We start from the raw sequence: 13,920 nt of genomic DNA on the forward strand, positions 1-13,920 counted from the left end.
TTACTTTTTTATAGTTATTCCGTTTAATATTTCTCTAATTTTATTTACACTTTCCATTTCTTCAAAAATGGCGTTGTAATTGTCGTCTGCCAGCAAATCTCTAAACTGAGTTAAATTTGCAATATAACCTTCTAAGGTTTCCAGAACGTATTCTTTGTTTTGTTTAAAAATGGGTGTCCACATTGCGGGTGAACTTTTTGCCAGACGAACGGTACTTTCAAATCCACTTCCCGCCATATCAAAAATATCTTGTTCGTCTTTTTCTTTGATCATTACTGTTTTTCCAAGCATGAACGAACTAATGTGCGATAAATGCGAAACGTAAGCAATGTGTTTGTCGTGCGAAATTGGGTCCATATATCGAATCCTCATTCCTATTTCGCTGAAAAGCTGCAACGCTTTTTCCTGCAATTTGAAAGCGGTTTTTTCCACTTCACAAATAATGTTTGTTTTTCCTTGAAACAAACCTTTTATCGCCGCCGAAGGTCCAGAAAACTCTGTTCCTGCAATTGGATGCGTGGCAATAAAATTTCTTCTTTTCGGATGATTGGCCACCACATCACAGATGGGCTTTTTGGTCGATCCTACTTCAAATACAATTGTTTTGTCTCCAACTGCATCCAGAACTTTAGGCAACACTGTCAGCGCAACATCTACCGGAACCGAAACGATTACAAAATCTGCCTTTTGTAAATCTTCGAAGCTTCCCGCTTCATCAATAACTCCAAGATCAATCGCTTCCTGCAAATGTTTTTCGTTATTGTCAATTCCGAAAATAGTCGCATTCGGATGCTTTTCTTTGATGTCCAACACCATCGAACCGCCAATTAATCCTATTCCTATTACGTATACTTTCATAATTTTTTAAATTCCAAAATTTTAAATTCCAAATTCCAATTAAAAAGCTTCGACTTCGCTCAGCCTGACAATCTGGATAAAAATCTTGATTCTTGATTCTACAATCTTAATACTCTAAAATCGATCAATCGCTTCTTGTACTTTTTCTTCTTTTACACAAAGTGAGAATCTGATATATCCTTCGCCGTTGCTTCCAAAAATGGTTCCCGGTGTAATGAAAATATGTTTCTCATATAATATTTCGTCAATGAACTTCTCTGCTGATTCGATTCCTTCTGGCAATTTTGCCCAAACAAAAAGACCAACTCCTTCTTTATATACTTTACAGTTTAGCTTTTCAGCTAATTTCTCCGTTAATTCTCTACGGCGTCTGTAAATTTTGTTTTGGTATTCGAACCACGATTTGTCACATTTTAAAGCTGCAATTGCGCCTTTTTGGATTCCGTAATACATACCGCTGTCCATGTTACTCTTTACTTTTAGAACCGCATCGATAATTTCAGGATTTCCTAAAACCATTCCGACTCTCCAGCCTGCCATGTTGAATGTTTTACTTAATGAATTCAGCTCTAAAGCCACATCCTTCGCACCTTCAACTTGCAATAAACTCATCGGATTATCATTCAAAACAAAACTATATGGATTGTCGTTGATCAATAATATATTGTGTTTTTTAGCAAAAGCAACCAATTTTTCAAATAACGCTAAACTTCCTCTAGCTCCTGTTGGCATGTGTGGATAACCCAGCCACATAATTTTTACTTTCGAAAGATCCAGTTTTTCAAGAGCTTCAAAATCCGGTTCCCATCCATTTTCTTCTTTCAAATCATAATAAACCGGAACTGCCTGAACCAAATTAGTTACCGAAGTATAAGTTGGATAACCTGGATTCGGAATTAAAACGTGATCGCCTTCGTTTAAAAATGCTAACGAAATATGCATAATTCCTTCTTTCGAACCCATAAGAGGTAATATCTCATTATTCGGATTCACTTCAACACCAAACTGATCACGATAAAAATCTGCCATCGCCTGCCTCATTTCTGGTAATCCCTGATAGCTTTGATAACCATGTCCATTTTCGTCTTGAATTGCTGCGGCAACCGCTTCAATTACTGCTTTTGACGGACTCAAATCAGGGCTTCCAATTCCCATGTTGATGATCGATTTTCCTTCAGACATCAACTGACGAACTTCTCTTAATTTTGATGAGAAGTAGTATTCTTCAACTGTGTCTAATCGTTTTGCTGTTGTAATCATTGTTTTTAATTTTTGCTATATGCTTTAAGCCTTAGGCTTTATGCTTTTTCTTTTTTTGATCTGTCACCCTGAGCGAAGTCGAAGGGCTTTCCAATTGGAACATAGGCTTCGACTTCGCTCAGCCTGACAATCTAAAATCTTATTTCGTTAATCTTCAATCTAAAATCAACTTTATGACTCAGTCAAAGGTTTTGTGTTTTTATATTCTCCCAACACTTTAAAATATTCTGCCATGATGTTTAATAACGTTTTGGCTTTTGCAAAATCTTCGTATTTCTCGAATGTTACATCTACGAAGAATGAATATTTCCAAGGTGTTTCAATTTTTGGAAGCGACTGGATTTTTGTCAAATTCAGTTTGCAGTCGCTCATTACATTTAAAACTGCTGCTAAGCTTCCTCTTTTATGATCTAATTCAAATTTTACAGAGGCTCTGTTGATTTCGTTTTCTGGCAAAAATGAATTTTGCTTTTTAATGATTACAAAACGAGTCATATTATTTTTAATCGTTTGAATCGATGATGCAATAATATCCAGATCGTACATTTCAGAAGCGGTTACACTTGCAATCGCTGCAATTCCGGTCAATTGTTTTTCTTGAATTCTTCTAGCTGTTTCAGCCGTATCTTTATCCTCAACCAGTTTGATATTTGGATATTGTTTCAAAAAATCCATACACTGCAAAAGTGCCATTGGGTGCGAATGAACTTCTCTTATATCGTCAATTTTCTGACCTTTTAAAGCCATTAAATTCTGCTGAATGTTTAAATAATGCTCTCCAATTATGTGCAAATTATTCTTATCAATCAATGCATAATTCGGAATAATTGGCCCTGCAATTGAATTTTCGATCGCCATAACGGCCTGATCAGATTTTCCGGCAATAAGGCTGTCGATCAATTCTTCAAAAGACAGACATTCATCAATATCCACATTTTCAGAGAAATACTCTTTCACAACCTGATGATGAAATGATCCTTTAATACCTTGTATTGCAATTTTCGTTGTCATATAGTCAAAAAAAAATCCTGATTTGCATCAGGATTGTATATTAGTTTTATTTGTCTTAAATTTTATCTCAAATAACCATAGCACAATCCTGACTTCTACTAAAGAAGAAATAAAAATTGTTGCTAAAATAAAAACGGTTACTTGCCATTTTGTTTGTGTTTTGTTTTAAATTCTCTGCGAATGTATAAATTATTTTTAGCGCACCAAAAAAAAGATTGCATTTTATGAAACAAAAAGGGATTTCTTAACAAATTTAGCAGGTTTTGTATGATAATATAAAAAAATCGGCTTAAAATGAGAATATTAGAATGAGGTTCTAAGGCTCTGAGATGCTAAGGTTCTAAGTTTTTTCGCCACGAATTCACGAATTAGTACAAATCATTGTTGTTGATTCATTCAAATTACACAGATTATTCTCGGTGTTTTTGTCATTTCGAGGAACGAGAAATCTCCACAAGAAGCTCGACAAAGATTGGCGATTTTGATTATGGAGTTACTTGCGAAGATTTCTCGTTCCTCGAAATGACAAGATTACTATTTATGTAAACAGTCCAGAAACTGGTTTATTTGCAATCCCGATTTTAGAATAATCGAAGTTCATTTTTTCTTTTAATAAAGACGCATAGACACTTCTGAAATCAATTTCATATTTTAAATCGCCATTATCTAAGTCTGCCAGATTTGGATTTCTTCCTAAAATAGTTCCTTTATTATTTCCTCCGATGATAAACATTGGCGCTGCAGTTCCATGATCGGTTCCGTTGCCGTTGTCTTTTACTCGTCGTCCGAATTCTGAAAAAACTACAACTGTTACATTCTGTAATAACTGTGACTGCTTTAAATCACAATAAAAACTATATAATGAATCATTTAAATCAGTCAATTTACGTTCATGAATGGAAAGCTGATTATCGTGTGTATCAAATCCGTTTAAAGAGGTATAATATACTTTTGAATTAAGATTCCCTTTTATCAATCGCGCAATCCATTCCAGGTTTTTGGATAATTCAGTTTTCGGATAACTGATTTCCGTTTTAGATTTCGCCAAAGCTTTCTGAATTTCATCTGAACCTTCGGTAACTGAATTCGCAATTTTTCGAACAAAATCCAAATGCGGATTTTTGGACAATGTCACATCTTCTTCTCTAGATTTTACCTTAAATCGGTTCGGATCTTTTACAGTTATAAAATTCGGCTCTACTCCTTTTAAAGCCAAATTATCAATCGAATCTAAGTTGATTCCTGCAGTCGCCTGATGTCCGTTGCATTGCAAATCCAGAAATCTTCCAAGCCAGCCTTCATTCATATATTTATTAGAATCGGTTGCAGTTTGCCAAATCTCCTGGCTTCTAAAATGGGAACGAATTGGTTCTGGATAACCCACATTCTGAATTACGGTCAAATCGCCATTTTGCTGCATTTGGGCAAAATCTTTCAACGAAGGATGAAAAGCCATTCCTTTATTTTTACTAATCACCAAATCTTTATTTAAAGCTATTTTGGCTCTATAATCATAATATAATGGATCATCGTACGGGATAAAAGTATTTAAACCGTCGTTTCCGCCATTCAGCTGTACAAAAACAACACATTGTTCTCCTACAATCAAATTGTTCTGAGAACCAAAAGCGTGTAAAAAATCAGGAAGCACAAGCAATCCGCCTGTAAAAGTTCCCGTCAATGTAAGAAAATTTCTTCTGTTCATGATTACTGCCTTTTAGATTAATTGATATTCGGGAAGTTTGGTGATGTAATTAAAAAGTCTGACCACAGCAAAATCAGCGTGCGGATCTTTGGGATCAAAATCATATTTCAGAAGATTCTCCATGTCTTTTTGCATCGATTCGTTTACATCAAATAAAAGTCTATTCGATAATTCGGCAATAATGGTTTTATTGTTTCCGCTGGAATCAAAATCAATCTTCACATCGATTTTTTCGAATTCTGCTTTTGGCGACTGAATTTGCCCATCCATTGTGTTTAATATTTTTCTCGAAATTGTCCTTCCATTACAAAGTAAATCTGAAGTATTGTTTCGCTGCAAATAAACCTGAGAAGTCAACCATGAATTTCCCCCATCCCAACCTTTTACATTCACCTGATTATACAAATCCATTCCTTGTTGTCTCATGAAAAGTGCAATCATAGCATTGTCAAAATCTTTAATTTCTAATTCATCAATAAGCTGAATAATATAAACCAATGGATCTTTGATTTTGTTTCCGGCATTTTCTTTCGCGTATTCTTCTGTGAAAATTTTAGTCAGCAAAGGTTCAATTTCGAAGTTTTTCTTTCGAAAGTAATCGCCATAATGAACCACCAAATCTTCTGGCGGATTATCATAAATAAACCATTTAAGAATTTTTCGCGTGATTAAATATGGAATGTTTTTCTGTTCAAAAATAATATCGACTAAATCGTCTGCTTTCCAGTTTCCGGTTTTTCCGAAATACGTTTTGTCGCTGTTATCTTCTATATTTTTTCGATAAACTGCGCCCTCATCACCATAATTTAACCCAGCCAAAGCCCGTGCGCCGTTCTTAATATCGCTTTCTGAATAATTCCCAATTCCAATTGTGAATAATTCCAATAATTCCCGACTTAGATTTTCGTTGAATTTGCCCTTTTTATTATCGACATTATCCAGATATTTAATCATAGCATTCGATTTCAGAATCTGTTTCGTTAATTCCTTAAAATTACCAAAAGCATTTTCGCGCAAAATCATGTTGTGCTGATAAATCCAATAATTGACTTTTACTTTTTGGGTTGTCGACACGAAGTGATTGTGCCAGAAACAGACCATGTTTTCGCGAAGCGGAAATTCATCTGTCCGCATTTTATCAATCCACCACTTTCTGAATTCTATAGCCGAATAAACTTCTCTTTTGAGAACTTTTTTCTTAGCTACTGAATCAGCATCTTTAATGGATTGTTTTAATTCCTTTAGTTGAAGAAGTGTTTTAGGATCGTCTTCTAAAAAAGTGGGGAGTTGTTTGTCAACCTTTGAAGCATAAGATTTTTTCAGAAATTTTTCAATTCCTAATTTCTCGATTTCATCGGCTTCTTTTCCTGAGAAGCCTAATCGTAAGGACCAAAGACTGCTTTTTTTCATCGTTCAGAAATTATTACAATAAGACTTGAATTTCTTTTAAAGGTTTAATTTTAAAAGAGGCTAAGTCGCTAAGATTCTGAGGTGCTAAGTTTTAAAAGTCTTTAGTAATAATTAGAACGGGGAATTTTTAGGGATATTGTTTTCAAAATATTAAACAATCAAAATGAAATATAGCCCGTGGTTAAAACCACGGGCTATGTTATTAGAAATTCATCTATAAATTTTTTATTTTCATCAACATAAAGAAAATAATTACCGATCTTTTTTTCAGCTTTAGAAAGTTCTAATTTGATTTCAATACAAGGAGTAGGAATAAAACAATGATCAATTAAAATTGAAATAGATTTTGAAATAATGTCATCATAATCAATATTTCCATATTCCTCGCGATTTAAATTTTGAAAATATTGCATTGCCAATTGATAATATTCATTTTTATTATTAGTGACATGTAAATTAGCATTCATATTTTTTTGATTAAAAAACTGACCTATTATCTTTTAATAGAATCCAATGTTTGTTGATTAATTTGCTTTCTTTCTATCATAAACTTAAACCAGTTTTCCAATTTCTGTTTCTCTTTTTTTTCCATTTTACTAATATCAATTTGAGGAAAATTGGTATGATCTATTCCATGCTTCTCTAAAATAGCATCGTAATAATCATAGTAAGCTCTTTCATAATTAAAATTCTCCGCCATAATTTTCGCGTACACCATTACACTATCTGTACTTTCACGAAAACAACAATCTTTAAAACTATAAAAAAGTTCATCATAAGCATCAACATCACCATGCTTTTTAACCCGATTAATCAATGTATCATAATTTGTTGTCCTAGAACTTATAGTTCTAACCTCATCTTGATTAATTTTCTCTATATTATTTTCTTTTTGAGTTTGCACTTGCTCCACGTTTTCTTTACATGAAATAAGGCACAATAAAAAAACTAACCCTAAAATTTTATTCATACACATTGTTTAAATACAATTTAACAAAAAAAGCAGTTATCATTATAATAACTGCTTTCTATTAATTCAAGGAATAATCTTTCCTCTTTACTCTATTTTCTTTCTTCTAAAAGAAATTAAGACCCACACATTTCACAATCCTCAGGATCTGCTGCTTGTGCTTTTAAAAGCATCGCTTTATAATCCTCAACACTGATTGCTTCAGTTTCCTGAACTAAAGATGGTGCTGTTTCTTCTTTTTTATCGTTGTTTAATGTGAATTTAATTGCATCTACAGCCGCTTTTGTTCTTAAGTAATACATTCCTGTTTTTAAACCAGATTGCCAAGCGTAAAAGTGCATTGACGTAAGTTTAGAATAGTTTGCATCCTGCATGAACAAGTTCAACGATTGAGACTGGTCAATGAAATATCCTCTTTGACGAGACATATCGATAATATCTTTCATCGACATTTCCCAAACTGTTTTATAAAGATCTTTCAAGTCTTGTGGAATCTTATCAATGTTTTGAACAGATCCGTTATGACGCATAATTTCTTGTTTCAAATCTTCGTTCCATAAACCTAGTTTCACTAAGTCTTCTAGCAAATGTTTGTTTACTACAATGAACTCTCCAGACAATACACGACGAGTGTAAATGTTTGATGTATACGGTTCGAAAGCTTCGTTGTTTCCTAAGATTTGAGAAGTTGATGCAGTTGGCATTGGCGCAACTAATAAAGAGTTACGAACTCCGTGTTCCATAACTTCTTTTCTTAATGAAGCCCAGTCCCAACGACCAGATAATTCTTCATCTTTCATTCCCCACATGTTGTACTGGAATTCTCCTTGTGACATTGGCGAACCTTCGAAAGTTGAATATGGCCCTTCTTCTTTTGCCATTTCCATAGAAGCGGTTACAGCAGCGAAGTATAATGTTTCGAAAATCTCCTGGTTTAATTTTTTAGCTTCATCACTTGTAAACGGCATACGCAACATAATGAAAGCATCTGCTAAACCTTGTACACCTAAACCAACTGGACGGTGGCGTAAGTTAGAATTTTCAGCTTCTTTTACTGGGTAGTAGTTTCTGTCGATTACTTTATTCAAGTTACGAGTTACACGTTTTGTAACATTGTAAAGCGCTTGGTGATCAAATTGTCCATTATCAATAAACATTGGTAAAGAGATTGAAGCCAAGTTACAAACTGCGATTTCATCTTTAGAAGTAAACTCCATAATCTCTGTACACAAGTTAGAAGAACGAATTGTTCCTAAATTCTTGTGGTTAGATTTACGGTTTGCCGCATCTTTATACAACATATATGGCGTTCCAGTCTCGATTTGAGATTCTAAGATTTTCTCCCATAACTCACGAGCACGGATTGTTTTTCTTCCTTTTCCTTGAAATTCATAATCAGTGTATAAAGCTTCAAATTCATCTCCATAAACATCATATAATCCTGGACATTCGTTAGGACACATTAAAGTCCAAGTCGTATCTTCTTGAACACGTTTCATGAATAAATCTGAAGTCCACATGGCGAAAAATAAATCTCTCGCACGCATTTCTTCTTTTCCTGTATTTTTCTTTAAATCTAAGAAATCAAAGATATCAGCATGCCAAGTTTCGATATAAATCGCAAAACTTCCTTTACGTTTTCCGCCACCTTGATCTACATAACGAGCAGTATCATTGAAAACTCTCAACATCGGAACAATTCCGTTTGAAGTTCCGTTTGTACCGCGAATATAAGATCCTGTTGCACGAACGTTATGAATAGACAAACCAATTCCTCCCGCAGACTGCGAGATTTTTGCTGTTTGTTTTAATGTATCGTAAATTCCGTCAATACTATCATCCTGCATTGCCAAAAGGAAACAAGAAGACATTTGAGGTTTTGGAGTTCCAGCATTGAACAACGTTGGTGTTGCGTGCGTAAAGAACTTTTTAGACATTAAATCGTAAGTTTCAATAACCGATTTTAAATCGTCTAAGTGAATACCAACAGAAACACGCATTAACATGTGCTGTGGACGTTCTACTATTTTTCCGTTTATTTTAAGAAGGTAAGAACGCTCTAAGGTTTTGAAACCAAAGTAATCGTAATTAAAATCTCTTGTATAAATAATATGAGAATCTAAAAAAGCAGCATTTTCTTGAATCACTTTGTAAACATCATCAGCAATTAACGGTGCATCTTGACCGTTTCTTGGGTTTACATAGTGATACATATCTTTCATCGTTTCTGAGAAAGATTTTTTTGTATTAGAGTGTAAATTTGAAATTGCCACACGCGCCGCTAATTGTGCATAATCCGGATGGGCAATTGTCATAGATGCTGCAGTTTCTGCCGCAAGATTATCCAATTCAGAAGTCGAAACTCCGTCATACAATCCTTCGATAACTCTCATCGCTACCTTTACCGGATCTACAAGCTCATTTAAGCCGTAGCACAATTTTTTGATTCTTTCTGTAATCTTATCAAACATTACGGGCTCTCTGTGGCCATCTCTTTTTACTACATACATAAGCTTACCTTTTATAGTTATTGAAAAAATGAAAGTAACTAGAGAACGGACTCCAGCACTTAAACATTGCGTGTTTTTAAATTAATTTTTGAGAATTACCAAATTCTCAATAGTTACTCATTTCAAATTCGAAAATCGAATTTAAATGCGTCAAAAATTGCTATTGAATCTGCGACTTGGGGAAAGAGATTCAACCTTAAAATATTCTTGTAATCTTTTTTTAGTGTCTCTAGAAGATAGACACTAAAAGTATTTTTGTTGTCTAAAAATCTGCATCAAATGAAATTTTCTGAGCATCGCTGTCTGTGTTCATTACACCAGATTTTTGATACTCTGCAACACGTTTTTCAAAAAAATTAGTTTTTCCTTGAAGAGAAATCATGTCCATGAAATCAAATGGATTCGCTGATCCGTAAACACGCTCACAACCTAATTCTACTAAAAGTCTATCAGCAACGAACTCTAAATACTGCGTCATCAAACCAGCATTCATACCAATTAAACTTACCGGAAGAGATTCAGTTACAAACTGTCTTTCGATATCTAAGGCATCGACAATAATTTCTTTAATTCTTTCTTTTGGCACTTTATTTACCAAATGATGATTGTGCAGGTGAACCGCAAAATCACAATGTACGCCTTCGTCACGAGAAATCAACTCATTAGAGAAAGTTAAACCTGGCATTAAACCACGTTTTTTCAACCAATAAATTGAACAGAAGGCTCCTGAGAAAAAGATTCCTTCAACTGCAGCAAAAGCAATAAGTCTTTCAGCAAACGAATCTGACTCGATCCATTTTAAAGCCCATTCTCCTTTTTTTGCAATAGCCGGAAATACTTCCAAAGCATTAAACAATTCTGTTTTTTCTGCTTCGTCTTTTACATAAGTATCAATCAATAAAGAATACGTTTCACTATGAATGTTTTCCATCATAATTTGGAAACCATAGAAAAACTTTGCTTCAGCATATTGAACTTCGTTTACAAAGTTCTCAGCAAGATTTTCATTTACGATTCCGTCAGAAGCAGCAAAGAATGCTAAGATATGTTTAATGAAATATCTTTCATCGTCATTCAATTTATTATTCCAGTCTGTCAAATCTTGGTGTAAGTCAATTTCTTCTGCAGTCCAAAAACTTGCTTCCATCTTCTTATACCACTCCCAAATATCATGATGTTTAATCGGAAAAATAACGAAGCGATTTTTATTTTCTTGTAATATTGGTTCGATTTGTGACATGACAGATTCTGTTAATTTTTTTATTGAATTTTTACACATTCAGTGCACTACAAAGATTGTCAATTAACGTCAAAAATAAAAGCCAAACTTATTCACAATCGGACGTAGTTTTTAACAAAGGCTTAAATTTGAAAAATTTTTCAGACAATAATTAATTTACTGCAAATGAATGATTTAAAAGCTATACTATTCTTAAGAAGCCCGTAAAATATAGACTTTTTAGAATAAAAAGCAAGAAATTTTAAATAGTTTTAAAAAGTTTTTTTTGAGTTAAAACTTTATTTTTTTAAACTAAAACATATGGTCAATTAGACTATACTTTTTAATCCAGATTTTTACGAATTTTTAAGCTCTTCGGCTACCTTTTCAAGTTCCAAATACCAGTCTTCTCCAAAGCGTCTTATCAACGCTTCTTTTACGAATTTATAAACTGGAACTTCCAATTCTTTTCCTAACGAACAGGCATCATCACAAATATCCCATTTATCATAATTGACTGCAGCAAATTCTGTGAAGTCTTTTACACGAATTGGATATAAATGACAAGAAACTGGTTTTTTCCAATCAACGAGTCCTTGGTTATAAGCTTGCTCAATTCCGCAAAGTGCAGTTTTTCCGTCAAAAATTACGTAAGCGCAATCTTTATTATCAATAAGCGGCGTTTCGAGATCTCCGTCAGTTCCTTTTACCCAAGTGCCTTGAGCTTCGATTGCAGCAATTCCTTCTTTTCTTAAAAAAGGCTTTACTTTTGGATAGATTTCTTCTAAAATTTTTGTTTCGGCTTCGTTTAAAGGCGCGCCGGCATCTCCATCAACACAGCAAGCTCCCTTGCACGCTGATAAATTACAAACAAATTCTTTTTCGAGGATGTCCTCTGATACTATGGTTTTTCCTAATTGAAACATTTTGCAAAGGTAACTAAAGATTCAGGAAATAAAAACACTCCTAAATATATGTTCTTAGTCTAAATAACCTGACTTGCAAACTTATTTTACATGAATTTATAATCCGATTTATTAAAAGTAAAAGCACTCTTTTCTAAACTAACACATTTCAGCGTTGTCACTTTCTTACTTTTTAGATCTTTCATAGTCATATCCATCAGCAGAGTGCGTTCTTCAGGTTTAAAGTAATTTACAAATTCATCGGGCACTTTCCAGCCTTTTTGATTTTTAAACATATCTCCAAAACTCACTTTTGCTTCGCTTGTGTAATAACAAATAATATCGTGCTCATCGTTTGTCATTTGTATTCCTTTACAATTGTATCCTAAAAAAGTTTTATTCGGCAATGTCTTAATTGTGTATTTTGACTTCTCTCCTTCCTTTTTTGCCATCGACGAATAATCTGGCATTTTTGAAGCTGTCGCCATTTTGCTTTTACCGTCACCAAAACCCGTCACCGTTATATTATTCTTAGAATCCATTATCATCATCATATTCTGCCCTTTCCCCTGATCAATGTTCATTGCAAAATAAGAAGCGTTAGGCTCCAGAAAATAATTTGCATTCATTGCCTTGCCTTCATCCGTTTTAATTTCCATGATATATTTCCAGCTAAAAGAATAATAATCTGGAACTACCGAAGGATCAACTTTATTTTTGCCATAATTTAAAACAGCATTTTCCATACTTGCATTTTGATCAGCAGTTTTACTGCTATTCTGCGTTTTTTGTTCAGCTGCTTTTTTAATTTGCTGCCAGATTTGGGCTTGTGAACTATTGAACGAAAACAATAAACACAAGAAAACTATAACAAACACCATCTTTTTCATAACCTCCTCTTTTTAAATTACAACAAATTTACCAATTGATTTTCAGTAAGTTATATTTTTTAACGTTTGATTTCATGAACTCTCTTAAGACAAGTGTTCAAATAAATTAAGTTCAGAAACAAAACGTCTTTTTTTCTCCGAATCAATAATTTAAACATAATAATGTTACAAATATCACATTTTACACACGTATTAAATGTTTTTATAACAAAAATACATTGTATCGAAAAAACACCTAACTTTATTAACTACTTTTGCAGCAGTTTTTTAAACCCTAAAAATCAAAGCGATATGTTAGAAATCGATTTTAAAGAAATCATTACCGTTAGTATGGTGCTTTTTGCCGTAATTGATATTGTTGGTTCAATTCCGATTATTGTAAATTTAAGAGCTAAAGTCGGACACATCGAATCTGAAAAAGCTTCTATTGTAGCCGGAGCCATCATGATTGTTTTTCTTTTTGTTGGAGAAGGTTTACTAAACTTAATTGGTATTGACGTTCATTCATTTGCCGTTGCGGGATCGTTTGTTTTGTTCTTTTTAGCTTTAGAAATGATTTTAGGAATCAGAATTTATCGTGATGAAGAACCTGGGTCTGCTTCTATTGTACCACTGGCTTTTCCTCTAATCGCTGGAGCAGGAACCATGACAACCTTATTATCGCTTCGTTCTCAGTTTCATACAATCAACATTATCATTGCGATTGTGCTTAATATTATCTTGGTTTATATAGTCTTGAAGTCTTCAAAAAAGATCGAAAATCTGTTGGGAGAAAACGGACTTGGAGTGGTTCGCAAGACATTTGGAGTAATACTTTTAGCAATTGCTGTTAAATTATTCGCTGCTAATGTTAAAGGTTTGTTTGTCTAAATTTTATTTTTATAAATTTACCCCGTAAAATTTCTAAAATACAACTTTAAGGCATTTTCCCCATAGAGTTCTACTTTATTATTTTTAGACAAAAACAAAACAACCTTATGAAAATTTTCACTTCAATCTTAGTGCTTTTGGCATTAGCTTTAATCGTTTTTAATATTACGCTATTAGACTTTCAAAACCCTTTTCAAGGAGATAGTATGGTAGCTTTTATTGGAATCGCCGCTTCATTTTGCGCTGTTTTGATTCTTTTGATTTTTAGAATTTCAAAAAGAATTGAAGAAAAAATGAATGATAACAGATAAT

General features: G+C 33.6%; 13 protein-coding genes. 2 read left to right on the forward strand and 11 right to left on the reverse strand.

Annotated elements, in window-relative coordinates; genetic code table 11:
• The 11 genes from OZP10_RS06745 to OZP10_RS06795 all read right to left on the reverse strand — a co-directional run bounded on the left by OZP10_RS06745 (position 1) and on the right by OZP10_RS06795 (position 12,738).
• The gene (locus tag OZP10_RS06745; protein ID WP_281634010.1) at positions 1–858 is read right to left on the reverse strand and encodes a prephenate dehydrogenase; all 858 of its coding nucleotides are present in this window, start codon (positions 856–858) and stop codon (positions 1–3) included.
• A 114-nt stretch (positions 859–972) separates the two neighbouring features.
• Complete coding sequence (locus OZP10_RS06750) at positions 973–2,118, reverse strand: pyridoxal phosphate-dependent aminotransferase (RefSeq protein ID WP_281634011.1); 1,146 nt, start codon at positions 2,116–2,118, stop codon at positions 973–975.
• A 171-nt stretch (positions 2,119–2,289) separates the two neighbouring features.
• Positions 2,290–3,129, reverse strand: coding sequence for a prephenate dehydratase (locus OZP10_RS06755; RefSeq protein ID WP_281634012.1), 840 nt, complete (start codon positions 3,127–3,129; stop codon positions 2,290–2,292).
• A 538-nt stretch (positions 3,130–3,667) separates the two neighbouring features.
• Positions 3,668–4,834, reverse strand: coding sequence for a DUF1501 domain-containing protein (locus OZP10_RS06760; RefSeq protein WP_281634013.1), 1,167 nt, complete (start codon positions 4,832–4,834; stop codon positions 3,668–3,670).
• Positions 4,835–4,846: 12 nt separating this feature from the next.
• Positions 4,847–6,244: a DUF1800 domain-containing protein gene (locus tag OZP10_RS06765; protein ID WP_281634014.1), complete on the reverse strand. Its 1,398-nt coding sequence runs from the start codon at positions 6,242–6,244 to the stop codon at positions 4,847–4,849.
• A gap of 194 nt (positions 6,245–6,438) precedes the next feature.
• Positions 6,439–6,711, reverse strand: a complete 273-nt coding sequence (locus OZP10_RS06770; RefSeq protein ID WP_281634015.1) for a hypothetical protein — start codon at positions 6,709–6,711, stop codon at positions 6,439–6,441.
• A gap of 26 nt (positions 6,712–6,737) precedes the next feature.
• Entirely contained in the window at positions 6,738–7,214 is a 477-nt protein-coding gene (locus OZP10_RS06775) for a hypothetical protein (RefSeq protein WP_281634016.1), read from the reverse strand.
• 116 nt (positions 7,215–7,330) lie between these two features.
• Entirely contained in the window at positions 7,331–9,724 is a 2,394-nt protein-coding gene (locus OZP10_RS06780) for a ribonucleoside-diphosphate reductase subunit alpha (protein ID WP_281634017.1), read from the reverse strand.
• 262 nt (positions 9,725–9,986) lie between these two features.
• A complete protein-coding gene (locus OZP10_RS06785; protein ID WP_109190762.1) occupies positions 9,987–10,964 on the reverse strand; it encodes a ribonucleotide-diphosphate reductase subunit beta in 978 nt (325 codons plus the stop codon).
• A gap of 335 nt (positions 10,965–11,299) precedes the next feature.
• Positions 11,300–11,869 carry a DUF3109 family protein gene (locus OZP10_RS06790; RefSeq protein ID WP_177211919.1) on the reverse strand — a complete coding sequence of 190 codons (570 nt, stop codon included), beginning with the start codon at positions 11,867–11,869 and terminating at the stop codon, positions 11,300–11,302.
• Between the two features lie 86 nt (positions 11,870–11,955).
• Complete coding sequence (locus OZP10_RS06795; RefSeq protein ID WP_281634018.1) at positions 11,956–12,738, reverse strand: hypothetical protein; 783 nt, start codon at positions 12,736–12,738, stop codon at positions 11,956–11,958.
• Positions 12,739–13,029: 291 nt separating this feature from the next.
• On the opposite strand from OZP10_RS06795, the gene OZP10_RS06800 reads away from it, so the two are divergent.
• Positions 13,030–13,608, forward strand: coding sequence for a MarC family protein (locus OZP10_RS06800; RefSeq protein WP_008465051.1), 579 nt, complete (start codon positions 13,030–13,032; stop codon positions 13,606–13,608).
• 107 nt (positions 13,609–13,715) lie between these two features.
• Positions 13,716–13,919 carry a hypothetical protein gene (locus OZP10_RS06805; RefSeq protein ID WP_095928256.1) on the forward strand — a complete coding sequence of 68 codons (204 nt, stop codon included), beginning with the start codon at positions 13,716–13,718 and terminating at the stop codon, positions 13,917–13,919.
• The last annotated feature ends 1 nt before the right edge of the window (position 13,920 follow it).

Origin of the sequence: Flavobacterium luteolum (assembly GCF_027111275.1) — a bacterium.
Lineage (GTDB): Bacteria > Bacteroidota > Bacteroidia > Flavobacteriales > Flavobacteriaceae > Flavobacterium > Flavobacterium luteolum.

Coding starts and splice junctions, on each gene's coding strand:
- OZP10_RS06745 (WP_281634010.1), bottom strand. CDS start 858: ATGAAAGTATACGTAATAGGAATAGGATTAATTGGCGGTTCGATGGTG.
- OZP10_RS06750 (WP_281634011.1), bottom strand. CDS start 2,118: ATGATTACAACAGCAAAACGATTAGACACAGTTGAAGAATACTACTTC.
- OZP10_RS06755 (WP_281634012.1), bottom strand. CDS start 3,129: ATGACAACGAAAATTGCAATACAAGGTATTAAAGGATCATTTCATCAT.
- OZP10_RS06760 (WP_281634013.1), bottom strand. CDS start 4,834: ATGAACAGAAGAAATTTTCTTACATTGACGGGAACTTTTACAGGCGGA.
- OZP10_RS06765 (WP_281634014.1), bottom strand. CDS start 6,244: ATGAAAAAAAGCAGTCTTTGGTCCTTACGATTAGGCTTCTCAGGAAAA.
- OZP10_RS06770 (WP_281634015.1), bottom strand. CDS start 6,711: ATGAATGCTAATTTACATGTCACTAATAATAAAAATGAATATTATCAA.
- OZP10_RS06775 (WP_281634016.1), bottom strand. CDS start 7,214: ATGAATAAAATTTTAGGGTTAGTTTTTTTATTGTGCCTTATTTCATGT.
- OZP10_RS06780 (WP_281634017.1), bottom strand. CDS start 9,724: ATGTATGTAGTAAAAAGAGATGGCCACAGAGAGCCCGTAATGTTTGAT.
- OZP10_RS06785 (WP_109190762.1), bottom strand. CDS start 10,964: ATGTCACAAATCGAACCAATATTACAAGAAAATAAAAATCGCTTCGTT.
- OZP10_RS06790 (WP_177211919.1), bottom strand. CDS start 11,869: ATGTTTCAATTAGGAAAAACCATAGTATCAGAGGACATCCTCGAAAAA.
- OZP10_RS06795 (WP_281634018.1), bottom strand. CDS start 12,738: ATGAAAAAGATGGTGTTTGTTATAGTTTTCTTGTGTTTATTGTTTTCG.
- OZP10_RS06800 (WP_008465051.1), top strand. CDS start 13,030: ATGTTAGAAATCGATTTTAAAGAAATCATTACCGTTAGTATGGTGCTT.
- OZP10_RS06805 (WP_095928256.1), top strand. CDS start 13,716: ATGAAAATTTTCACTTCAATCTTAGTGCTTTTGGCATTAGCTTTAATC.